This window comes from uncultured Dysosmobacter sp., from assembly GCF_947631165.1.
Classification (GTDB): domain Bacteria; phylum Bacillota; class Clostridia; order Oscillospirales; family Oscillospiraceae; genus Oscillibacter.
On the sequence record NZ_CANRKH010000006.1, the window covers coordinates 1 to 22,689 of the forward strand.

Below are 22,689 nucleotides of genomic sequence, written 5' to 3' on the forward strand. Positions count from 1 at the left end.
TGGGGTGGGAGATGGGACTCGAACCCACGACACCCGGAACCACAATCCGGTGCTCTAACCAACTGAGCTACACCCACCACATATCAACATCGTGGAAAGTCCGCTGACGCTCGCTCCAAGAGAGAGCTGGTACGCCAGAAGGGACTCGAACCCCTGGCCTACTGCTTAGAAGGCAGTTGCTCTATCCAGCTGAGCTACTGGCGCGAATAAAATGGAGCAGGTGACGGGAATCGAACCCGCATCCCCAGCTTGGAAGGCTGGTGCCCTGACCATTGTGCTACACCTGCGCATGCCCTCCGGGGGAACTTGTCAGCTTTGATATGATAGCATGGAAAGGCAGCTATGTCAAGCATTTGACAGAAAGTTTTTCTTGTATTTTAAAAGATTTCTTTACTTGGTAAACTATTAGCTAAACTTATTCCGATGGAAATTGTTATAAGCTGCTGATCAGCTTTTGGGCGCAAGTGTTTGTCAAGATGGCTTTTGGAAGCCTGACACTGTACTTCGACGCCCTCACCACACTGATAAAGCCCATACTCTTTGATAAGGACTGCTTGACGGGAAATACAACTTAAAACAACTTGTCACCGCTTAAAGGAAGTTCACATTTTGCGGGCCTCTCAGCCTGCAAGATGTTCCGGCACTATGTTTGTACCGGTCATTCTTTCTGAAAAATAGAAAAGAAGATTATCCAGTGCCCAGACAGACCGCCAAAAATGCTTCAAAAAGCCGATCTCCGGTCGGACGCAGCCGCTCGGGGTGCCACTGAACGCCCCATATCGGAAGCGCACGGTGGCGAAGTGCCTCCACCGTGCCGTCGCCCGTCCATTGCAGCGCTTCCAGGCCGCTGCCCAATCGGTCCACCGCCTGGTGGTGGGCGCTGTTCACCATGCATCGTTCACCGTAAAGGTCTCGCAGGAAGCTGGACGCCGTTCGAACCTCATGGCGCCGGTCCTTACCATCTACCGCATTGTGTCCCGGCAGATCCTGGAGCAGGGTGCCTCCGAAAAAGACGTTGAGGACCTGATGCCCCCGGCAGATGCCCAGCACAGGCTTTTCGACTGCTGTGAATGCGTCCACCAGCTCCAGCTCCAGATGGTCCCGCTCTGGCTCCAGATCTCGGGAAGCGGTGTTTACTTGGCCGTAGCGCCACGGCTCCATGTCTCCGCCGCCAGGCAGCAGCAGGCCGCCGCAGGCCAGCGGATCACCGTCAAATCGGGCTTCACCCCCGGCGGCGGCTATGGCTCGCCGGTAATTTTCATGACGCCGCGGATCTCCGCAGATGTAGATGTCCGTCATCTGATCGCCTCCCGCATCATTTTATGCCGCCGGATACGGGTTTGCTCTTGCATCAGGGGAAAAAATGTGGCATAATGTTGTCTCGGAAAAATACACATGGAGATGTACCCAAGCGGTTGAAGGGTCCGCACTCGAAATGCGGTAGGCGCCTCAAAAGCGCGCGAGAGTTCGAATCTCTCCATCTCCGCCACGTCGGAGCAAGCGACATATCGCTTGCTCCGACTTTTTATAAAAGTCAGAGCGCGCTCATTCTGCTGCTCCTCCTCTCCAAACCGAACCCGCTGCGCTGGGCTTCGGTTTGGTTCTGGCAAGTCCTTTGGCTGGAAAAGTATTTTTATTGCCTTGATACATCATCCTGCAGTGCTTTGCGCTGCAGGATTTTCTTTTGCCCGTTGGAACAATGACCCCATTACCACAGCAGATTCTTCTTGAGCAGAATAGTCCAATAGTTGGGGCGAAGGGGCTGTCCACACTGGTCGACACAGATTGAATCAAGATAATCTTTACAGTATGACTTTTTGAAGAGCCTGTGGAACAACTCTTGTTTTTCCTCCAGCAGGAGCTTTTCAACCGCCGGGATAAGTGGCAGAGTCCGAAAACTGGATTTGGTTTTTAAGAAACCGGTGATTCAGTTGTGACACACATATTGACGGTATATTTTCTGCTTGGACTTAGTCAGAAACTGTTTTGATTGGCTCCTGGCGGTGGCTCCGTGGAAACCATTGAAATCCGCCAGGATTCCTGTATTTTTCCCCTGCCAAGCAAAAAATCTGTCTGCTAATCTGCACATCCTGATTGAATTAGGGATTCCTAAAAAGGCGGATATCATCTGGGAATAGAGCGAAGGAGCGTTCGAAAGCGGGAAAAGGACATTCGTGACATGTTGTAGAACAGCAAGAGCCACATAGTGGCCAGCTATCAAAGACAAGGAAAGAACTGAAAAAGTAGTATGCCCCGGTGGAATGGAACAGCACCTCCATTTGTTATTCCAGTATACCATACTGTCTAACGAAAGGGGGTGCTGTTCAGGCTGGCTGTACTTTTTATGGTTGTTGTACGGTACTGTCTTGACTGTATTCTGTCCACCCAAATGATCATTGAAAATTTCAGATTCAATGATCAGCAGAAAAACTCAACGGCTGATGACCTGAGTCAGAACATTAACAGAGGTGGCAACGCCGGCCTCTGTACTCATGGTGAGATCTTCCATTTCAAGGGAAACATCACCATCATAGCCCATCATATGGACAACGGAGAAGAATTCCTTCCACCAATTCAGGTCATGGCCGCAGCCCACAGCCACATAATTCCAAACACGCTCTGCGCTGTCAGTGACAGGCCGCGGCTCCAGGATGCCGTCCACATCGGAGAGCAGACGTTCAATGCGGGCATCCTTTCCATGAACGTGATAGATACAGCCCTTCAATGCCCGGGCAGCCGCAATGGGATCCGCGCCTAAAATCATCATATGAATGATACTATTTGATATTCCGTCACTGGGAACCCCTGTATACTGCTTGTGGTGTTCAGCATTCATAACCTTGATATCCAGAAGTGCAAGATCTACATGCGGGAAAACCAAATCGACAACATCTCTCGAAGCAAACCCGCACGATTCTACAGCTGTGTGGAAACCTTTTTCATGTGCGCCGCGCAGAAGTTCTGCAGTAAACGCTGGATGATACAGGCATTCACCACCGCTTACTGTAACTCCGCCGCCAGAGGACTCAAGAAACATGCGATCACGTTCGACCTGGTTGAGGACTTCTTGAACGCACATGACCTTACCAGAGATTTCGCGGGCCTTTCTTTTACAGACTGCAACACACGCTCCACAGGTTGTACAACGTGTACGGTTCGTTACCGATAGGACTTTGCCACTCTGCTCTTGCATACAGATCGCATTAGCATTGCAGGATGGAATGCAGTGACCGCAGCCGATGCATAAGCTGGAATATGTCATAAGCTGCGGAGAAGGGAAATTGGATTCTGGATTTGCACACCAAACACAGCGCAATGGGCATCCCTTTTCAAAAACAGTTGTCCGGATCCCCGGACCGTCATGGATAGAATAGCTTTGGATGTTGAAGATTGGAGCAGTTAGATCTGGGTTGTGTATCGCCCTCCCTATGTTGCAGTTTGCCTTTCGCAGTAATGCTGAATAATGATATTTTTTACAGTCTTAGCTTGCAAGCTGAGCCTTTGTTTTTTGCGCCAGTAAATTTTTAAAACAGCAGGGGGGCTACCGCACAGCCTACAGATTCCAACTTCAGGAGGAATCTTTTCCTGCGTCATGCGCTTGGGGACAACTGCGCAGCATATTCCGGTGTTGACAGCTTGCATGAGATCATTGGCAGAGGTTGCTTCGAATATGATTTTCGGAGAAAAACCAACCGCTTCACATGAGCGTTCAAAGATTCCGCGAATGATATCTTTTTCCGGATACCCAGCGAATATCTCATTAGAAAGCTCGGAAATTGACACAGTTTTGCGTCCATAGAAGCAACTATCTGCATGTACAGCCAGGACGAACTCGTCACGGTCAACTATGTCACTGTAGCATTCCACAATGGAAGGTTCCTGAGCTTGAATCAGGAAGTCAGCCTCCCCATTATAAAAACGGGAAAGGGCGGTTACATCAATAATCCGGCTGATTTGGAGAGAAATCTGACAGTCAGAGGCAGCAATTTTTTTTATAATGTCGGATGTAATTACATGAGGCGGAGAGACGATCTCTACTACGGGCTTACTTTGCGCTCTGCACGAACGGATGATTCTCTGAAGTTCCTGCTGTTCGGCAAGAACGCGTCTGACGCTGTCATAGACCGTTTTTCCTTCTTTTGTCAGAACGATGCTCCTGCCCTTGCGGGTGAACAAAGGAAAACCGCACTCATCCTCAATGCGCCGTATGGTTGCTGTCAGGGTTGGCTGGGAGATAAACAGTTCTTTTGCAGCGTTGGAGATATGCCCTGGCTCTGCAACTTTGCAAAAATACTGCATCTGTGTTTCGTTCATGCCTTTGACCGCCTTTATATTTTCTATACGAATACTATATCAGTTGTTTTCGGGAAAATAAAGAACCAGCTCTGACTATTCATGTATGGCATGCTGGAAAAACCAACATGCCATACATGAAGACATTATACAACGGCAGCGCTAGCCATGAACAGGTTGCACAGAAGAGGAATCAGAATCGTTAGAATGATGACGCTTGCAGCAGATACGATTAGGCCCTGTTTGACATAATCCTGTGCCTCAAAATGACCATAGGAATGCCCCATCGCAGGCAACGCATCAATTGGCAGAATTGGCGCCCAGTCACACCAGAATGTGCCAATCATGAGTCCGATGGCGGGATTGATATCAAGTGAGACACACAGGGAAGTAAACGGAATGATCACAAGCGTAAGAACAGGCAGGCCATTCGGAATCAGGGCATGAAGGACGGCGGCGATAATGGACATAAAGATGATTGCAACAATGGGCGAGAAACCGCCGACCGAATCCAACATAAGTCCGACCAGCCAATCAGATGCGCCGGTAGACTGAACGAAAGAGACAATACCGAGAATTGCACCACACATCAGGACACAGTCCCATCCGATGGTGTCATTGAACTCTTTCCAGGAGAAAACTTCAATACCAGGCATCATGAACAGCGCGGTGCCGATGAGAGCAACGGCTGCCGTGTTGCACCAGGAAATCCAAGAACCCGCAAACCAGCCGGCTAGCATCAGAGCGAGAATACAAAGAGTCTTGGTCTCACGGGCATCGAGATTTCCAAGATCATGGCTGTTAATATTTGCAAGGTTACCGGTGATGGGGGGGGAAAAGAAGCATTAGGACGCCCCAGGTCAAAATGACGGTGACAAACATCACTGGGTAACCTACGGCGGTCCATTGCGCAAAGTTGACACTTTTCCCGGTAGCGCTTTCCATCATACTGATAGCGGACATATTAGAGGCAACGCCGATGGGGGTACCAAAACCGCCCACACCAGCACCGGCAGCAATCATAATCATCAGATCACGTGCCGGGTTAGATTTATCACCCTTCTTGACACCCTGCGCTTCAATGACCTTCAGCACGACACCAACGAAGATGCCCATAAGGGCGTGGCTGTGTAAGAAGTATTTTTCTTTCCTTGGCCCTTGGCACCAGAAAAGCGACAGGCCAAAACCTGTCGCTTTTCTGGCCTTTGGCACAGAGGAGCGTATCTCATGGCCTGCCGGCTTAAAACATTGGATCTCCGCCGTTATTTAAAAGTGCGCCTCAAACAACGGAGGACTGAGGCGGAGATGGCGGCTGTTTATCCCTGTTTCTCTGCGAAGGGCGATCCATGCTCCGGCAGCTCCCGCAGGGAGGCAAAGGTGAAGCCCATTTCTTCCCAGCGGGTCAGCAGATCATCCAGAATCTCCGCATTGGTGCGGGAGGTGGAGTGCAGCAGCACAATGGCCCCGTTGTGGATGCGGGGCAGCAGCTTGGCATAGGCCTGTTCCGCTGTGGGCTGGTCGTCCACATACCAGTCTACATAGGCCAGGCTCCAGAATACCGTCCGATAGCCCAGCGCCTGAGCCTGCCGCAGATTCTCCTGGCTGTACTTTCCCTGAGGCGGGCGATAGAACATGGGCAGCGCCTGACCGGTGGTCTCTTGATACAGGTTTGAGAGGCTGTCCAGTTCCTTCTGAAAGGCTGCCTGATCGGATATGGCAGACATATCCGGGTGGTGATAGGTGTGATTGCCCACGATATGGCCCTCTGCCGCCATGCGGCGGATAACGTCCGGAGCGGTCTCGATCATGTTGCCCACCACAAAGAAGGCCGCCGGAGCGTTGTGCTTTTTCAGGGCGTCCAGGATCGTTTCCGTGTAGCCGTTCTCATAGCCGCAGTCAAAGGTGAGGTAGATGACCTTTTTTTCGGTATCGCCCAGATAATAGGCATCATACTGTGCCAGCTCCTCCACGGTGGCGTTGCCCACAGGGGAAGCGCCCTCGGTGGGGAAAGACAGCCCCCAGTTCCCGGCGGAGGCCGGAACAGCGGCGAGAGCGGCGGCGGGCTGGGAGCGTTGGCCCTGGAGCCAGAGCATCCCGGCCAGGAACAGGCAGGGAGCGGCCAGCAGCAAAAGCGCGCGGGATCGGTGAGACATGGATAGGACCTCCTGTCAGCAGTGATGGCCCTAGTTTTGCCCACCGGCGGCAAAATCATGCGGGCGTTGAAAAAAATGGGAAAGGCTGGTATAATCAAACAGAAAACGATGTTTCACGTCGGAAGGAGGGAGCTTATGATCGTTGCGGTCTGTATCGGCGAGGACGGCGGGATGCTGTTCAACCGCCGCCGGGTCAGCCGGGACCGTGCCCAGCGGGCGGACCTGCTGGCTCTCTGCGGCGGAAAGGCGCTGCGAATGAACGATTATTCTGCGGCCCTGTTCCGGGATGCGGCTGACCAGATCATCGTGGACAAGGCTTTTTTGGAAACGGCGGGACCGGGGGATGTTTGTTTTGTAGAGGACCGGCCGCTGTCGCCATGGATGGCGGAGATCGAGGCGGTGGTGCTGTACCGCTGGAACCGGGCCTATCCGGCGGACGTCCGGTTGGATCTGGATCTGTCCGCCTTTGAGCGGGTCCGGCAGACGGAATTTCCCGGCAGCTCCCACGAGCGCGTGACCCGGGAGATCTATCGCGGAAAAGAGAGGTGACCATGAAGAGGCGAAGAAGGAAAAAGAAGAAGCATGTGTTCCGGACGCTGCTCCTGCTGGCGGCCGGCGCGGTGATGGCCCTGGCAGGATGGTATCTGACTCCCACGACGGCGCTGGAAGATATCCCTGTCTATCAGGGGACGGCCTATGTGGAGTTGGACCGCAACCAGCCCGATTTTTCGGCGGAGGAAAAAATCGCCGGGGCCTTTGAGGATTACGCGCCCCTGGACTATCTGGGGCGCTGCGGCGCGGCTTACGCCAATGTGTGCCAGGAGCTGATGCCGACATCCCCCCGGGAGGATATCAGCGCCGTGAAGCCCAGCGGCTGGAAACAGCATTTTTACGATTTTGTGGACGGCGGGGCGCTGTGGAACCGCTGTCATCTCATCGGCTTTCAGCTGACGGGGGAGAATGCCAATGAGCGCAACCTTATCACCGGGACCCGTTACATGAACACGGAGGGGATGCTGCCTTTTGAGAATATGGTGGCGGACTACGTGCGGGAGACCGGCAACCATGTGCTTTACCGGGTCACGCCCCTTTTTGCTGGCATGGAGCTGGTGGCCCGAGGCGTGCAGATGGAGGCTTGGTCGGTGGAGGACGGCGGCGACGGTATATGCTTCAACGTATTCGTATTCAATGTGCAGCCGGGGATCGAGATCGACTACGCCACCGGTGAAAACTGGCTGGCAGAGGAGGGCGCGGCATGATGGAAGCGATTTGGCGGCAATTTGACCGCGTCGTGATCTTTGACACGGAGACCACCGGCATCGAATTCAGCAGAGACCGGATCATCGAATTGGGAGCTGTGGCCCTGGAGAACGGCAGGGAGACGAACAGCCTTGACGTGCTGGTCCGCCTGCCGGAGGGAAAGGTATTGCCGCCCTTCATCACTGAGTTGACCGGGATCACCGATGCGCAGCTTTTGGCGGAGGGTGTGCCGGAGGCGGAGGCGGCGGAAGATTTCTGCCGCCTGCTGAATGGTTCAGAGCGCCCGCTTCTGGCGGCATATAACGCCCAGTTCGATTTGAATTTTCTTTACTGGTTCCTGCGGCCCCACGGGCGGGCCGGGGCGCTGCAAAAGCCGCATTTTCTGGACGCGCTGACAGTTTACCGGGATCGGAGGGACTATCCCCACAAGCTGTGTAATGCTATCGACGCATATGGCCTGACTGGCGCGGCGGTGAACAGCCACCGGGCGGTAGACGATGCCCGGGCCACGGTGCTGCTGCTGGAGGCCATGGCGGCGGAGCGGGATGACCTGGACCGGTACATCGACCTGTTCGGGACCCATCCCAAATACGGCCTGTCAGGGCGGCGGATCGCCTCCGTTACCTACCGCCCCCAGCCCTACCAGCGGACTGTACCGTTGTATGAGTTGACATAATACATACATGCCTCCACGGCGAGAAGGGCAGCTCCTGGGATGGAGACTGCCCGAGGCGGCGCTGGGGCGCACTGTTTTCGTGTGGCCATGGAACAGATATTTCCTGCCGGAGCGGGCAGTCCTTACAAGGACTGCCCGCTTTTTGCGCTATCGGAATCTTGCGAAACTGTAAGATCATCGAAAGATTTTTGAAAGATTCATCTGTTAGGATGGTATTTACAGCGGAAAGCACCTTGGATCTTTGATCGCCGCCTGAAATTTTTCTTGACCTTCCATCAAGTGGAAGGTGTAGTCTTGCGGCAGCGGTGAAAAAAATTACAACTTTCATCTTGACAAATTGTATATATGTGCTATTGTATTAGGAGCTTAGTATAATAGAACGCAAAAGAGTTTACGGCTTGAAGAAATCCCGCTGTTCATTTCGTAATAGGCTTATCAAGGAAAGACAAGGAGAGATGCGTTATGCAGGAGACGATCATTCACGAGGAACTGGCCCCGGCGCAGCCGCCCAAGAAGAGAAAGCTGCCCCACCTGGGAAAAAAGGGCCGGATCATCACCGGCGTTCTGATTTTGGCGGTGCTGGCCGCCGCCGTGCTGCCCCGGCTGGGAGGAAACGCCGTGGCGGCGGTACCTTATCAGGCGGTCCCGGTGGCCCGGCAGGACCTGAGCGTCACCGTCAGCGGCTCCGCGACACTGGAGCCGGCGGACTCCTATCAGGTTCGGACGCTGATCTCCGGCGGCATTCAGGAAGCGCCCTTTGAGGAGGACGACACCGTGGAACAGGGAGCGCTGCTGTACGTCCTGGACAGCAGCGCAGCCCAGGACTCCGTGGAGCGGGCGGGTATTTCTGCCCAACAGGCGCAGCTGAGCTATCAGCAGGCGCGGGAGGCGTTGCACCCCACGGCGCCCATCAGCGGCACCATCAGCGACGTGCTGGTCCACAACGGCGACGATGTGACCGCCGGGACGGCCATGGCCAAGATCGTGGCCGGCACGGAGCTGACCATTGACTTCCTGTTTCCCTATGTGGATGCGGGACAGTTTTACGTGGGGCAGCCCGCCTCTGTGTTCATCGGCAATTTTGAAGGCGCTGTGCAGGGCAGCGTGTCCGCTGTGTCCGACGGGGACAGCGTCACCAGCAACGGCCTGACTGTCAGCAGCGTCCGGGTCAAGCTGAACAACCCCGGCATCGTGTCTGAGACTTACACGGCTTCCGCCGTCATCGGCAGCTATTGCAGCTATGGCCAGGCGTCCATCAACATCCCCGGCTCCGCTACGGTGTATGCCGCCGGAAGCGGCACGGTCAGCAATTTTGACAAGCTGGTGGGCAGCACCGTGAAAAAAGGGGAGATCCTCTGTACCGTGGACTCCGAGGCCATCCGGAACCAGCTGGAGAGCGCCCGTCTGAGTGTGGAGAGCGCCCAGCTGTCCGCTTCCTCCGCGTCAGGGGACCTGGAGGACTATCGCATTACCTCCCCGATCTCCGGCACCGTTATTGAAAAGAATTTCAAGGCCGGGGACAAGGTGGACGGCGCCAGTTCCGGCGCGCTGGCTACAATTTTTGATCTGAGCTGCCTGAAGATGGAAATGAGTGTGGATGAGCTGAACATCGGCAAGGTCAAGGCGGGACAGACGGTGACCGTCACCGCCAGCGCCCTGCCGGGGCAGATCTTCACCGGCACCGTGGAGCGGGTCAGCGTCAACGGCACCACCACCAACGGCTTCACCACCTATCCGGTGACCATCGTGCTGCGGGAATACGGGGACTTGAAGCCCGGCATGAACGTTTCCGCCGAGATCCAGGGGGAGACGGCGGCGGGTGCTCTGTGTGTGCCGGTATCCGCTGTCAGTCGAGGCAACACGGTGCAGGTGGCCCTGCCCGGCGCTCTGGGTGAGGACGGCGTCACCGTGGTGGACCCCACGCAGGTGGAGGAGCGGCCGGTGATGCTGGGCATCAACGACAGCGCGTACATCGAGGTCACCTCCGGCCTGGAGGAGGGCGAGACCGTGCTGCTGCCTATACAGACCGGGAATATGGAGGGCTGAGCCTGGTGGAGCATTTGATCGAACTGCGGGATATCTATAAGATCTATCCCATGGGGACGGAGGCGGTCCACGCCCTGGACGGCGTCAGCCTGACCATCGACCGGGGGGAGTTTGTGGCCATTGTGGGCCAGTCCGGCTCCGGCAAGTCCACCGCCATGAACATCATTGGCTGCCTGGACGTTCCTACCTCCGGCAGCTACCGCCTGGGGGGCGTGGATGTGTCCACCATGGATGATGACCGGCAGGCGGAGATCCGCAACAAAATGCTTGGCTTCATCTTCCAGCAGTACAATCTGATCCCCAAGCTGACAGTGCTGGAAAATGTGGAGCTGCCCCTGCTGTACGGCGGCGTTGCTCCAGAGGAACGGCGGGAGCGGGCCGTCCGCTCCCTGGAGCGGGTGGGCCTTGCTGACAAGCAGAAAAATCTGCCCAGCCAGCTCTCCGGCGGCCAGCAGCAGCGGGTATCTATTGCCCGGGCGCTGGCGGGGGAGCCGTCGGTGATCCTGGCCGACGAACCTACCGGCGCCCTGGATTCCCGGACGGGCCGGGAGGTGCTGAGCTTTTTGCAGAAGCTGAACGCCGAGGGGGACACGGTGGTTTTGATAACCCATGACAACTCCATCGCCGTGCGGGCAAAGCGCATCGTCCGGCTCCAGGACGGCCGGGTCATCTACGACGGCGACGCGAAAGATCCCCAGGCGGTGGTCCGGCCTGCGGAGAGCGGAGAGGAGGCGGCTTCCCTATGAATTTCACCCAATCCTTCAAGCTGGCCATCAACTCCCTGCGGACCAGCAAGATGCGGGCATTTTTGACCATGCTGGGCATCATCATCGGCGTGGGGGCTGTCATCGTCATCATCTCTCTGGGCAACGGCCTTACCGGCATGGTGGAGCAGCAGGTGGAGAAGGTGGGGGTCACCCAGATCTATGCCTACACCTGGGGGCGAGGCGACGGCACCACCAGCAACATCACGCCCGACGAGATGTATGCCTTTGTGGACGCGCATCCTGACCTGTTCAACGGCATCAGTCCCTGGGTCAGCGGCGGCAGCGGTATCCGCAGCGGCAGCGAGGAGTATAAAAAGACCAGTATTTTCGGCGTCAGCGAGGCCATGTACGATCCACACACCGGCAACACCCTGGACGGCGACCGGCTGGTCAAGGGCCGCTACCTCCAATATGTGGATATCGTGACCCGGAACAATGTGTGCGTGGTGGGGGCCTATGTGGAGCAAGTGATCCTGGGGGGTGACGCGGTAGGCAAGACCATCTCCATCGGCGGCGTGCCTTATACCGTGGTGGGCGTGCTGGACCAGGCGCTGGAGGAGCTGCGGGAGGGGGCCAACGACGACCAGGTGTTCATCCCTTATCCCAACGCCATGCGCCTCTCCGGCACCAGCTACGTTTCCCTGTACCAGCTCACCGCCACATCTCGAGATACGGTGACGGAGGCACAGGCGATGCTGCTGAGATTTCTCCAGGACTTCTATCAGGACGAGACCGGTGAGTACAATTACCAATACTATCACACGGAGTCCATGCTGGACCAGGTGAACATGATCAACGCCATGATGGGTGTCGCTATGGCGGTGCTGGTAGCCATCGCCGCCATCAGCCTGCTGGTAGGCGGCATCGGCATCATGAACATCATGCTGGTCTCCGTTACGGAGCGGACCCGGGAGATCGGCATCCGCAAATCTCTGGGGGCCAAGCGGCGGGACATCCGGCGGCAGTTCATCATTGAGGCGGGCACTACCTCCGCCATCGGCGGATTGCTGGGCATCGCCTTCGGCTGTTTGCTTGCCGTGGGCATCGGGACCCTATTCGGCGGGATGTTGGTGAGCAGCCTGGGGGCCAGCGGCATCACCTTCAACGCCACACCGACCCTGGGCGCTATTCTGGTGAGCTTCGGCGTGTCCGTGGGCATCGGCATCCTGTTCGGGTATCTCCCCGCCAACAAGGCGGCCAAGCTGAATCCCATCGACGCTCTGCGATACGATTGACGGATATTCCGAAAAAAATCCCGGCAAATTTTTGCCGGGATTTTTTCGGCGTATGCAAACTTTTTTCAAGTTCGTACCGTCTAATAGACAGAATGCATTCAGCCCTTTGTTCACTGAGGGTAGGAAAGGACCATACAGATGCCGCAGATCAGGGAAGAGCGATTGACTTCATTTCTCATAGAAGAACAGGCGAGGGCATACCGCCTGGCATACAGCTATCTGAACGACCGGGAGGAAGCGCTGGACGCGGTGCAGACCGCCGTCTGCCGCGCCCTGGAGAAGCGGGACGGCCTGCGGGAGCCGGATGCCGTCCGTACTTGGTTTTTCCGTATCCTGGTCAATGTGTGCACAGACCAGCTGCGCCAGCGGAAGCGGGTGACTTTCGTACCGCCCGAGATCCTGGACCAGGGGACTTACGAGGACCCGCTGCCATTTGACGGGACCCTGGCGGAGCGGGTGGACGCCCTGCCGGCGGAGGTGGCTTCCATCATCCGGCTGCGCTTTTACGAGGAGCTGTCCCTGAAGGAGATCAGCCAGATCCAGGGCCTTCCCCTGAGCACGGTAAAGACCCGCCTGTATGGGGGCTTGAAAAAATTACGGGTATCGCTGGAAGGAGCGGAATGTTTATGAACGAGTTTGAACAGGCAAAGAGAGAGTATCTGGATATGGAGGTGCCAGCCGAGCTGAGTAGCCGGGTGGAGGCAGGCGTCCGCCAGGGAAAAGCCAATTATCACCGGAACAGACTGCGCCGGACCCTGCGGCGGAGCGCCGGTACAGTGGCTGCCTGTTTCGTGGTGATGGCGGGCGTTTTGAACCTGTCGCCCACCGTGGCGGCGGCCGCCGCCGAAGTACCGGTGCTGGGCGGATTGTTCCGGGTCATGACCCTTATCAGCTACAACGCCTCTGACGGCGGCATCAACTATGCCGTCTCCGTTCCCCGGTTGGAGACAGCGGGCGGCAGCGGCTTGGCCCAGCAGGTGAACGCGGTGATCCAGGAAAAGGTGGACATCCATCTGAAAAAGGCCCAGCAGGACTGGAAAGACTATCAGGACGCGTTTTTTGCCACCGGCGGCACGCAGGAGGAGTGGGGCGACCGGGATATGGATGTTTTTGTGAACTATGAGATCAAGAGCCAGACCGGCGACCGGGTCTCCTTTACGGTGACGCTGGCCGAGGGCTGGGTGACAGCCACGGAGGAGATTTATTGCTACAACCTGGACTTGGCGGTGGACCGGGACATCATCTTAGCGGATCTGCTGGGCGAGGACTGGAAAGCCGTTTGCGACGGGGCAGTCAGGGCATATATCCAGGCCAACACCGACGCGGATGGCTTCAGCTACTTCTTTAGCCCCGAAGAGGGAGGCTTCACCGGCGTGGATGAGGCCACGGCCTTCTATATCAGCGAGGCCGGCACGCCTGTGCTGGTGTTCCCCGAATATACCATCGCCGCCGGCGCGGCAGGCATCGTCGAGATCCCTGTTCAGTAAAAGAATCCGGGCCGGAAATCTTCGTTTCCGGCCCGGATTTTTATGGATGTAACGGAAATGCGGCAGGGGGAAATCAAAAATTTCGCCCTGCTGCCATAAATGTCAAAAAAGTTAGCAAGGCGCACCTTGAAATTGCGGCGCTTTTCTGACATGTAAACAAAAGAGGACGGGGAGCAACTGCTTGTTGCCCCCTGTCCGTTTTCAAATAGGAGATGTGGTTTCCCTTGGAGATCAGATCAGGCCCTGGGCCAGCATGACGTCGGCCACCTTCTTGAAGCCCGCGATATTGGCGCCCACCACCAGGTCGCCGGGCGCGCCGCACTCCACGGAGGCGTCGTAGGCGTTGTGGAAGATGTTCACCATGATACCCTTCAGCCGTGCGTCCACTTCCTCAAAGGTCCAGGAGTAGCGCATGGAGTTCTGGCTCATTTCCAGGCCGCTGGTGGCCACGCCGCCGGCATTGGCCGCCTTGGCAGGGGCGAACAGCAGCCCGGCCTCCTGGAACTCCCGGATGGCCTCGGGACGGCAGGGCATGTTGGCACCCTCGGATACGGCGATGGCGCCGTTCTTCACAATGATCTTGGCGATGTCGCCGTCGATCTCATTCTGAGTCGCGCAGGGCAGGGCGATGTCGCAGGGAGTGTTCCAGATATTTCGGAAGCCCTCGGTGTAAACGCTGCCGGGCACCTCGGCGGCATACTCCTTGATGCGGCCCCGGCGGTTCAGCTTGATATCCTTCACCACATCCAGCTTGATGCCGTCAGGATCGTAAACATAGCCGTTGGAGTCGCTCATGGCCACCACCTTGCCGCCCAGCTCGGTGGCCTTCTGGCAGGCGAAGATAGCCACGTTGCCGGAGCCGGAGATCACGATGGTCTTGCCCTGGAAGCTGTCGTTCTTCATGCATTTCAGCATTTCTTCAGTAAGGTAGCACAGGCCGTAGCCGGTGGCCTCGGTGCGGACCAGGGAGCCGCCGAATTCCAGACCCTTGCCGGTGAGGACGCCGGCGTCATAGCTGCCGCGGATGCGGCGGTATTGGCCGAACAGATAGCCGATCTCCCGGCCGCCCACACCGATGTCGCCGGCGGGTACGTCCACGAACTGGCCGATGTGGCGGTTCAGCTCCGTCATGAAGCTCTGGCAGAAGCGCATGACCTCGGCGTCGCTCTTGCCCTTGGGGTCGAAGTCGCTGCCGCCCTTGGCACCGCCCATGGGCAGGCCGGTGAGACTGTTCTTCAAGATCTGCTCAAAGCCTAGGAACTTCAGAATGGACAGGTTGACGGTGGGATGGAACCGCAGGCCGCCCTTGTAAGGACCGATGGCAGAACTGAACTGGATGCGGTATCCCCGGTTGACGTGGACCTTGCCCTTGTCATCGACCCAGGGGACCCGGAAGCAGATCATGCGCTCCGGCTCCACAAAGGTTTCAATGATGCCCTTCTTTTCGTATTCGGGATGCTGATCCACAATGAGATCCAGGCTTTCCAGGACCTCCAGGACCGCCTGATGGAATTCCTTTTGGTCCGGGTCCCTGGTGACTACCTGGGTGTAAACACGCTGCAGGTATTCGCTCTTCAACATGGTATGATAGCCTCTTTTCTTTGCAAGTTTACAGTGCTAAATTTCTTGCTTTTAGAATATAGGAAAAAACACATTTCACACAAGATAGAAATTCCCTAAAATATAAAAGTCATGAACAAACGTTTTTCTGCAATTTTTACAAAAAAATCAGCACCTTTTCCGTATGCGGACAAAGGCGCTGATTTTTGTTTTTGAGAGAGATACTACCTTTTGGCGGGTTCCATGGCCTGGCGCAGGGTGTCGGTGACGGCTCCCTCGAAAATGCGGGTTCCGTGGCCGTGGAGGGTTTCCAGTCCGGCGGCGGCCAGAGTGCAGGGGGTATTGCCGCTCATAGACAGGTCCAGGTCGAGGATGAATTTGACCTCCGGGTCCTGGGCCCCGCCCTTGCTCTGGATCCGGCCCGGTCCGGCGTGGATCTTGGCCTGACAGCTGGAATCCAGCTTCAGCAGCAGATCACAGCCGCAGTTGAGACAGTCCTCCTCCCGTACGTCCGGCTCCTGGAGCGGGCCGGTGTAGGCAGGGGCGAACAGTTCCGCCCAGGAAGCACCTTCCAGCCCCAGGCGCTGACGGGAGAAAATATTTACATAACGCAGGCCGACCCGTTGGAAGTAGGCGGGCTTATACAGCTGGATGAAGGCAGCCAGCGGTTTGTCCAGCTGCCGGGCGAAGGCGCCCCAACCGGGGTAGCGGAGGGTCGACAGGGCGATGAAGTCCTTGGTCAGGTTCAGCTTCCAAGCGCCGTCGGCGGAGAGAAAGTGGTAGTTAGTGACAGGCGGCTGCCGCTCCACCTGGACGTTGGGCCCGCCCAGGCCGGAGAGCCTGGGGGCGGGCACATCCTGCCGTCGGGCGTACTGGGGAAACTCCTCCCGAATAGCCTCCTGAAAGTCGGCCGGCTCCACATTGTTGATGGTGAGGATGGTGGGAAAGCGGAGCTGGCAGATGACCTCATGGGCGGGCGCGTTTTGATAGTGGGCTCTGGGACGATCAGAAAACAGCATAGAAATGCTCCTTTGCAAGTTCATCTGCCCTTATTCTAGCCATCCGCCGGGAAAAAGTCAACAGAGAGACTGCCGGGAAAGAGTGGAGATTGGAGATCAAAGCGATCTCTGCCCCGCCTTATCTTCACTCTTCACGCTCTCACAGGTAGAATCTGTGGCACCCGATGGTCTGGGAATACGTCCGGTTGGCGTTGATCCATACCCCCTGAGACAGGGCGGGAGCGTAAAAATATAGTGCTTTTCCAATAACGTTCTCGCCGTCCAGCGCCCGCTGAGCGGCGTCCACCGATTGGGCTGTAGGCGTCCGGTACACAGTCCCGTTTTCCACCGGCTCAAACTGGACAGCGTGACGCTGATCGAAGATGACCTCCGGGATGGTATCGGGGAATTCGTCGCTGCGGACTCGGTTCAGCACCACATTGCCCACGGCAATCTGGCCCCGCAGAGGTTCGCCGCCGCTCTCAGCACTGATGATCCGGGCCATCCAGTACAGATCCGCCGCGTCATAGTCCGCTCCGGCAGAGGTCACCGCCGCGCCGCCCAAGTAGGGGTCCCACTCCGCCGCGCCGCCCAGGGCCTCTGCCACCAGCCGCAGGGGAACATAGGTCCGGCCCTCCGTCACCGTGATCCGGCCGGAGATGGTTTTGCCGTCCACTGTCACGGTGTTGGCGGCGGGGCTGGCTGTCAGGCGGGCGGAGCCGGAGGCGGCCACTGCCGCCTTGGCCTGGCTGTCCCAGTGGATCTCCCAGCCGCCCAGGGCGTTCAGCAGGTGCCGGAGCGGCACGTATGTAACGCCGTCCTCCAGGTAGGAGGTGCCGGACAGCAGCTTTCCGTCCACCTGAACAGGCACCGTTCTGGCTGCCTGTGCGTTGATGGAGAGGGCGGCGGCAGTCAGCAGGCCGCACAGCGCCGCTTTTCCGGTCCTCCGTCTCACGGACTGAAGGCCGCGGGACCGCAGCCTGTTTGCAGGTCGTTTCATGTTGATTCTTCCTTTCTGTGGTGATTACTCCTAAAAATCATACAGGAAACCAACGGGAGGAAGCAACCCTCAAAACCTGACAGAACAGGAGGAAATTCCCTTTCCCGCAAATATGTATTGACAATATCGTAAAACGATATTATAGTGTAGACATAGAATATCGTGTTTCGATATTGGAAGGTGGAGCATATGGCGAAGGAAGCTTTGAAGATCCTGACGGAGAGCATGTTTTACGTGCTGCTGAGCCTGCTGCGGCAGGAGCGCTGCGGCACGGAGATCGTGCAGTTCGTGGATGACATGACGGCGGGCCGGGTCCCCCTGGGGCCGGGGACGCTGTATACCATTCTGGCCAAGTTCCAGGAGGAGGGGCTGATCCGGGAGACGGCGGTGGAGGGCCGCAAGCGGACCTACGCCATTACGGATCGGGGCAGGGCGCTGTTCCGCCAGGAGCTGAGCCGGCTGAAGCTGTGCGTCGCCGACGGCGACAGGGAGGAGCAGATATGAAAAAGAAGTGGACGCCGCGGCCCTATGAGCTGTGGGACAGCGCGCTGGTGGAACGCTGGCTGGAGGACGAGGCCGCCAAGGGCTGGTGGATCACAGGCTGCAACAACTGGTGGTACGCTTCCTTCCGGCGGACGGAGCCGGCCGTCTGCCGGGTCCGTATCCGGCCTCAGGAGCCGGAGGCCCGGGAGGCCCGCCGGGAGCGGGGAGAGCTGTATCGGGAATTTGGCTGGGAGCTTGGCGCGGTGATCACCGACGGCGGCTGCGACTATGAGGTGTGGTACTGTTCGGACCCGGAGGCCCGGGAGCTGGACACCGACCCGGTGGCTATGGGCTGGGCATGGGAGAAGAGTCTGCGCCATGCGTGGATCGTGGGCTGGCTGATGCTGACGCTGATCCCAGCCATTTGGACGGGACTGTTTTTTGTTTTTCCCGACGGGCCATTGGAGATGATTTTGGATTTCAACCTCTTTCACATCCTGTTCAGCGTCGTGATCCTGCCGCTGTTCATAGTCTGGCAGGTATGGAGGCTGTGGAAGATCCAAAAGGCCCGCCGCAGGGTCCGGGCGGGGATCGCTCCGGCCTCCGGGGGAGACTGGCGGCGGCGGAAACGGGGCTGGACGGTCCTGTGGCTGCTGGTCATCCTGCTCTGGATATCCCTGATGGTCAACAACGCCGGTTTTCGGATGGACTGGGGAACGGGAGAGATGCCGCCCAGCATCCAGGCGAAGGAACTGGCCCCTGAGGAGACCTGGGAGCCGGAGCTGCCCTTTGTGGACAAGAGCAGCCCTCTGCGGCCCTGCCGCCGGATGTGGCGGATGCGGGGAAGCGGGGGAGAGCTGGTGGAGAACAGCTATGACCGGGTCCGCTTTGCCTGCTTCACGGAGCCGCTGTATGAAAAGCGGCTGGCGGCTTACCGGGAGGCCATGCCCGGCGCTGAGATGACGGTTCTGGACCGGGAGGGCTTCGACAGGGCCGTGCTGCTGCGGGACAGGGATGGAACCGCCCTGGCAGTGTGCCGGGGGCGGGCCGTGTACGTGCTGTGGACAGACCTGCCGGTGGAACTGACGGACTATTTGGACCGGGCCGCCGCCGTGCTGGCGCAGCAGCCGTGAAAGGAGAGGCTTATGCGGATCGCGCCCATTTCGATCTATGATGTGCCCGCCCAGCAGGCGTGGCTGGAGGATATGGCTGCCAGGGGCCGCTTCCTCTCGGCGTATTGGAGCGGCATCTTTGCCCTGGCATGGTTTACCAAAGGCGAGCCGAAGGCCATCCGCTACCGGCTGGAGCCGATGGCGGTCAAGGCTGAGTACCCGGACGCGGCACAAAGAGAGGTGTACCGCTCCCTGGGATGGGAGTATGTGACCACCGCCGGAAAGACCATGTACGTCTGGCGGTGCGATGACCCCGCCGCCCCGGAGCTGCACACGGAGCCGGAGACTGAGGCCAGGGCCTATGACCGGCTGCGCCGCGCACTGCGGCGGGTCAATATTCTGGCGCTTCTGGTCTCTCTGGCGCTCCTGGTGCTGCTGGCGGCCCTGCCGCTGCTGAGCGGCCCGGACTACTTCCGGCAGCAGGTGGAGAGCTGGAGGCCCGCCGCCATCACGGCGGCAGTCGGATTCGCCTTTTTCTTCCTCCTGTGGCAGACATTCCGGCAGGCGTGGGCGCTGCGGCGGTTCCTTCGCACACTGCGGGCAGGGGTCCCGGTGGAGCACCGGGGGCCGTATCGGTTTTCCAGGGCCTTGAGCTGCGTCATGGCGGTGAGCTACATATGCTTTTTGGCGGCACAGATCGCCGACATCGCCCAGCCCAATTCCTGGACGCCGCAGCCGCTGGACAGCTTCGCGGAGCCGGTACCCTGCGTGGCGCTGCTGGAGCCAGAGGATATGCGGGCCATCCGCTGGAAGAACTGGCTGACGGCGGAGCAGTGGTGGACTTTTGAGGATGGGAGGTATTCCCAGGAGGTACTGGAAGCGGCGGAGATGGAGGAGTACCCCTTCAGCGAGGGGCGGTATTACCGCCTGCGGCTGCCCTGGCACGCCCCGCGGCTGGTGGACAGCATCCTGGCAGGCTACCGGGACCAGGGCTGGGCCGTCACCATGCTGGAAGCGCCGGACCTGGATGGGTGCTGGCTGACGGACACCGGGGACGGATGGCAGCTATTGACGCTGCGGCTGGGTCCCCAGGTGTGGGATATCTCCGCCCGGAACTGCGGGGACCTGCGGGACCGTGTGGCGGAATACGCCGCCGTGCTGGCGGAGTTTCAATAGGGAGGCAAGAGACCATGGACGAACTGTTTGAGATCACCGAGTGCAAAGAGGTCTGGCCCGTCAACACCTACGACGTGGCCGCCAACGAGACCTGGCTGGAGGACATGGCCCGTGAGGGCTGGTTCCTCACCGGCTCCACCGGCTGGAAAGGCTGCTTCAAAAAGGGGGAACCCCGAGAGTGCCGCTACCGCATGGAGCCTATGCCCCGCAGGGAAAAGAAGCCAACCCCGGAGCGGATCGAGGCCTACGCCGCCCTGGGCTGGGACTATGTGACGACCTGCGCTGACATCTTCTGCGTCTGGCGGTGCGACGACCCTGCCGCCCCGGAGCTGGACACGGACCCGGTGGTCCAGGCGGAGGGCTGGCGCTGTGTCCGGCGGCGGATGGGCCGCAGCTTTTTGGGATCGCTGGCGCTTCTGGCGGTGCTGATCGGCCTTCTGCTGTGGGGCAACTCCGTGGACCGCACGCCGCTGCTGGATACGATAGCCCGGCGTGCGCCGGGAGAAGGGCTCCTCTATATCTTGCTGTTTCTGGGTTCGGCGGTTTTGGCGGTTCAGGAATGGCGGACCATGCGCCGCCTGCTCCACCGCCTGCGGACCGGCATCCCCCTGGAGCGGCCCGCGCCCTACCGGGCCCAGCGGCGGCTGGGGCAGGTCATGTTTGCCATGGTGGTCTGCCTGATCGTGATCTGGATTTTCGGCGGCCTCTTCGGCTGGGATGAGGGCAGGGACATCCAAAAGCACAGCGATTCCGTCAGGTCCGATGTGGTCTATGTGGACCTGCGGGAGACGGAGGGGGCGGCGGACACGGAGTTCTGGGGCTGCCGCACCAAGATCCACGAGCTGTGCCCCCGGATGTATGAGACCCGGCAGCTAGCCCTTGGACCGTGGCGGGGAAGCTCCCGGGATGTGGAGGCCGGGATGGTGACCACCTATTACCGGATGCTGACCCAGGGCTTGGCCCGGCAGCTGGCGAAGGAACTGGTCCAGGGCCGGTCCGGTTCCCTGGGGGTCTCCCCCTATGGGGCCATGGAACAGGTGCCGTCTGAGGCGCTGGATGGATTCTGGTGGGTCCGGGAGGACTACGAGACCCAATACGCCGTGGCCCGCCTGGGCCGGGAGGTGCTGCTCTTGCAGTACGAGGGTCCCACGGACCTGCGGAACCATGCGGAGGCATACGCCGCCGTGCTGGCGGCGCGGCCATGAAAGGAGGGTGCGTATGCGGCGCAGAGACGACCCGGTCAGAGAAGCCGAATATAAGGAGATGCAGCCCGTCGGGATTTATGATGCGGCGGTCATCGAGAGCTGGCTGGAAACGCGGGGCCGGGAGGGCTACCGCCTGGTGGGCTTCCGGGGACATTACGGGCACTTCGACAGGGAAGCGCCGTCCCCCGGGGTCCGCTACCGGCTGAAGCCCCTGCTGAAGCGGGAAAAAGCGCCGGACCAGGAGTGGGTCCAGATCTATCACGACCTGGGCTGGGAGTATGTGACCACGCTGGGGAAGCTCTACCACGTCTGGCGGTGCGACGACCCATCGGCCCCGGAGCTGGAAACGGACCCGATCGTCCAGGGAGAGGGCTGTCGTTATCTGAAGCGGCGTATGCTTGTGGAAGCGTTGGTTATCCTGATGCTCGTGCTGCTTGCGGCGGTCGTGCTGACTCGTGAGGAGTGGAACTCGCTGTGGGAGACGCTGGCAATACGGCCGGCGCTGATGCTGCTGACCGTCTGCCTGCTGTATCTTCTGGCCCTGGCCGTAGAGGTACTGGACATCCACGCTGCGTGGATACAGCTGCGGGCCCTGAAAACCGGGATACCGGTGAAGCGGTCCCGGCGCTTCCTTTGGAAGAAGCGGATGAGCCAGGTCATTTGCGGCCTGTTCGCGGCTTGGATGCTTATGAGACTTATCTGCATCATTGCCTGGGGCAGCGTATTCATAGGGACCGACCCCGTTTTTGCATGGAGTGCGTGCGGCGAGGACGGCGTTCCCAAGCCGGGGGTGGTCTATGTGGACCTGCGGGCCTTGGACGGTGTTCCTGAGGAGCGCGTGGAGTATATAACGGTCAAGACCAAGATCCACGAGCTGGCGCCCCGGATGTACTGGTGTACCCAGATATCGGAACCTCTGGCCGGCTCACAGGAGGAGAGCTATGCGGAGACCGCTTATTTTCGCCTGCTGGTCCCCGGGCTGGCTCCTGTTCTGGAGCGGGACATGCTGGAGTGGTGCGGACACTTGGGCAAGACAGAGACGGATGTGAAAACGCCGATGACGGAGCAGGCGTCGGATGTGCTGGACAGCTTCTGGCTGCGGCAGGCTGAGGATGGCTGGCAGACCGTCATAGCGGTCCGGGGGCGGTGCGTTCTATATCTGAAATACAGCGGCCCCACGGACCTGCGGACGGCGGAGGGGTATCTGGCGTCTTTGCTGGGAAAATAAAAGCTCCCCC

At 58.7% G+C, this 22,689-nt stretch carries 22 protein-coding genes and 4 tRNA genes; 14 read left to right on the plus strand and 12 right to left on the minus strand.

What is annotated here, in order from left to right; genetic code table 11:
• The 4 genes from Q0Z69_RS04455 to Q0Z69_RS04470 all read right to left on the minus strand — a co-directional run bounded on the left by Q0Z69_RS04455 (position 1) and on the right by Q0Z69_RS04470 (position 1,299).
• Positions 1–77 (minus strand) — tRNA-His (locus Q0Z69_RS04455).
• 50 nt (positions 78–127) lie between these two features.
• Positions 128–204: transfer RNA gene (locus Q0Z69_RS04460), tRNA-Arg, on the minus strand.
• Between the two features lie 8 nt (positions 205–212).
• Positions 213–287: transfer RNA gene (locus tag Q0Z69_RS04465), tRNA-Gly, on the minus strand.
• A 400-nt stretch (positions 288–687) separates the two neighbouring features.
• Positions 688–1,299: a gamma-glutamyl-gamma-aminobutyrate hydrolase family protein gene (locus Q0Z69_RS04470; protein WP_298030072.1), complete on the minus strand. Its 612-nt coding sequence runs from the start codon at positions 1,297–1,299 to the stop codon at positions 688–690.
• A 98-nt stretch (positions 1,300–1,397) separates the two neighbouring features.
• On the opposite strand from Q0Z69_RS04470, the gene Q0Z69_RS04475 reads away from it, so the two are divergent.
• A tRNA-Ser gene (locus Q0Z69_RS04475) sits at positions 1,398–1,489 on the plus strand.
• A gap of 942 nt (positions 1,490–2,431) precedes the next feature.
• On the opposite strand, the gene Q0Z69_RS04480 is transcribed toward Q0Z69_RS04475, so the two are convergent.
• The 5 genes from Q0Z69_RS04480 to Q0Z69_RS04500 form a co-directional block, all read right to left on the minus strand.
• Positions 2,432–3,451: a glycyl-radical enzyme activating protein gene (locus Q0Z69_RS04480; protein ID WP_367272234.1), complete on the minus strand. Its 1,020-nt coding sequence runs from the start codon at positions 3,449–3,451 to the stop codon at positions 2,432–2,434.
• On the minus strand, positions 3,427–4,314 hold the full coding sequence (locus Q0Z69_RS04485) for a LysR family transcriptional regulator (protein WP_298030074.1): 888 nt from the start codon (positions 4,312–4,314) through the stop codon (positions 3,427–3,429). Before Q0Z69_RS04485 ends, Q0Z69_RS04480 begins: the two co-directional genes overlap by 25 nt.
• A gap of 125 nt (positions 4,315–4,439) precedes the next feature.
• Positions 4,440–5,120 carry an SLC13 family permease gene (locus tag Q0Z69_RS04490; protein ID WP_367272235.1) on the minus strand — a complete coding sequence of 227 codons (681 nt, stop codon included), beginning with the start codon at positions 5,118–5,120 and terminating at the stop codon, positions 4,440–4,442.
• Entirely contained in the window at positions 5,110–5,505 is a 396-nt protein-coding gene (locus Q0Z69_RS04495) for an anion permease (RefSeq protein ID WP_298030075.1), read from the minus strand. Before Q0Z69_RS04495 ends, Q0Z69_RS04490 begins: the two co-directional genes overlap by 11 nt.
• 104 nt (positions 5,506–5,609) lie before the next feature.
• Positions 5,610–6,386, minus strand: coding sequence for a polysaccharide deacetylase family protein (locus tag Q0Z69_RS04500; protein WP_298030316.1), 777 nt, complete (start codon positions 6,384–6,386; stop codon positions 5,610–5,612).
• A gap of 195 nt (positions 6,387–6,581) precedes the next feature.
• Here Q0Z69_RS04500 and Q0Z69_RS04505 point away from each other — a divergent pair, with 195 nt between their 5' ends.
• The 8 genes from Q0Z69_RS04505 (at position 6,582) to Q0Z69_RS04540 (ending at position 13,917) form a co-directional block, all read left to right on the plus strand.
• Positions 6,582–6,995 carry a ribonuclease Z gene (locus tag Q0Z69_RS04505; RefSeq protein ID WP_298030076.1) on the plus strand — a complete coding sequence of 138 codons (414 nt, stop codon included), beginning with the start codon at positions 6,582–6,584 and terminating at the stop codon, positions 6,993–6,995.
• Positions 6,996–6,997: 2 nt separating this feature from the next.
• On the plus strand, positions 6,998–7,705 hold the full coding sequence (locus Q0Z69_RS04510; protein WP_367272231.1) for a DNA/RNA non-specific endonuclease: 708 nt from the start codon (positions 6,998–7,000) through the stop codon (positions 7,703–7,705).
• Positions 7,702–8,382, plus strand: coding sequence for a PolC-type DNA polymerase III (locus Q0Z69_RS04515; protein ID WP_298030077.1), 681 nt, complete (start codon positions 7,702–7,704; stop codon positions 8,380–8,382). Before Q0Z69_RS04510 ends, Q0Z69_RS04515 begins: the two co-directional genes overlap by 4 nt.
• A gap of 462 nt (positions 8,383–8,844) precedes the next feature.
• Positions 8,845–10,428 (plus strand): efflux RND transporter periplasmic adaptor subunit, encoded by a 1,584-nt coding sequence (locus Q0Z69_RS04520; protein ID WP_298030079.1) that lies wholly within the window; start codon positions 8,845–8,847, stop codon positions 10,426–10,428.
• A 5-nt stretch (positions 10,429–10,433) separates the two neighbouring features.
• Positions 10,434–11,174, plus strand: coding sequence for an ABC transporter ATP-binding protein (locus Q0Z69_RS04525; protein WP_367272232.1), 741 nt, complete (start codon positions 10,434–10,436; stop codon positions 11,172–11,174).
• The gene (locus Q0Z69_RS04530; protein ID WP_298030080.1) at positions 11,171–12,430 is read left to right on the plus strand and encodes an ABC transporter permease; all 1,260 of its coding nucleotides are present in this window, start codon (positions 11,171–11,173) and stop codon (positions 12,428–12,430) included. Before Q0Z69_RS04525 ends, Q0Z69_RS04530 begins: the two co-directional genes overlap by 4 nt.
• Before the next feature lie 162 nt (positions 12,431–12,592).
• On the plus strand, positions 12,593–13,060 hold the full coding sequence (locus Q0Z69_RS04535; RefSeq protein ID WP_298030082.1) for an RNA polymerase sigma factor: 468 nt from the start codon (positions 12,593–12,595) through the stop codon (positions 13,058–13,060).
• Positions 13,057–13,917, plus strand: coding sequence for an RsiV family protein (locus Q0Z69_RS04540; protein WP_298030083.1), 861 nt, complete (start codon positions 13,057–13,059; stop codon positions 13,915–13,917). Before Q0Z69_RS04535 ends, Q0Z69_RS04540 begins: the two co-directional genes overlap by 4 nt.
• A 231-nt stretch (positions 13,918–14,148) precedes the next feature.
• Here the strand turns inward: Q0Z69_RS04540 and gdhA are convergent, their stop codons facing one another.
• From gdhA to Q0Z69_RS04555, 3 genes are all read right to left on the minus strand, one after another.
• Positions 14,149–15,498, minus strand: coding sequence for an NADP-specific glutamate dehydrogenase (gene gdhA / locus Q0Z69_RS04545; protein ID WP_298030084.1), 1,350 nt, complete (start codon positions 15,496–15,498; stop codon positions 14,149–14,151).
• A gap of 203 nt (positions 15,499–15,701) precedes the next feature.
• Positions 15,702–16,496, minus strand: a complete 795-nt coding sequence (locus Q0Z69_RS04550) for a TIGR04255 family protein (RefSeq protein WP_298030086.1) — start codon at positions 16,494–16,496, stop codon at positions 15,702–15,704.
• Between the two features lie 139 nt (positions 16,497–16,635).
• Entirely contained in the window at positions 16,636–17,475 is an 840-nt protein-coding gene (locus Q0Z69_RS04555) for a cell wall hydrolase (RefSeq protein WP_298030088.1), read from the minus strand.
• A gap of 189 nt (positions 17,476–17,664) precedes the next feature.
• Between Q0Z69_RS04555 and Q0Z69_RS04560 the strand changes: the two genes are divergently transcribed.
• The 5 genes from Q0Z69_RS04560 to Q0Z69_RS04580 are packed head-to-tail and all read left to right on the plus strand — an operon-like array spanning position 17,665 to position 22,679.
• A complete protein-coding gene (locus Q0Z69_RS04560) occupies positions 17,665–17,979 on the plus strand; it encodes a PadR family transcriptional regulator (RefSeq protein WP_298030091.1) in 315 nt (104 codons plus the stop codon).
• Positions 17,976–19,091: a DUF2812 domain-containing protein gene (locus tag Q0Z69_RS04565; protein ID WP_298030093.1), complete on the plus strand. Its 1,116-nt coding sequence runs from the start codon at positions 17,976–17,978 to the stop codon at positions 19,089–19,091. The genes Q0Z69_RS04560 and Q0Z69_RS04565 overlap by 4 nt, the downstream gene beginning before the upstream one ends.
• A 12-nt stretch (positions 19,092–19,103) precedes the next feature.
• The gene (locus Q0Z69_RS04570) at positions 19,104–20,246 is read left to right on the plus strand and encodes a DUF2812 domain-containing protein (protein ID WP_298030095.1); all 1,143 of its coding nucleotides are present in this window, start codon (positions 19,104–19,106) and stop codon (positions 20,244–20,246) included.
• A 14-nt stretch (positions 20,247–20,260) separates the two neighbouring features.
• Positions 20,261–21,451: a DUF2812 domain-containing protein gene (locus Q0Z69_RS04575; protein ID WP_298030096.1), complete on the plus strand. Its 1,191-nt coding sequence runs from the start codon at positions 20,261–20,263 to the stop codon at positions 21,449–21,451.
• 13 nt (positions 21,452–21,464) lie between these two features.
• On the plus strand, positions 21,465–22,679 hold the full coding sequence (locus Q0Z69_RS04580) for a DUF2812 domain-containing protein (RefSeq protein ID WP_298030098.1): 1,215 nt from the start codon (positions 21,465–21,467) through the stop codon (positions 22,677–22,679).
• The last annotated feature ends 10 nt before the right edge of the window (positions 22,680–22,689 follow it).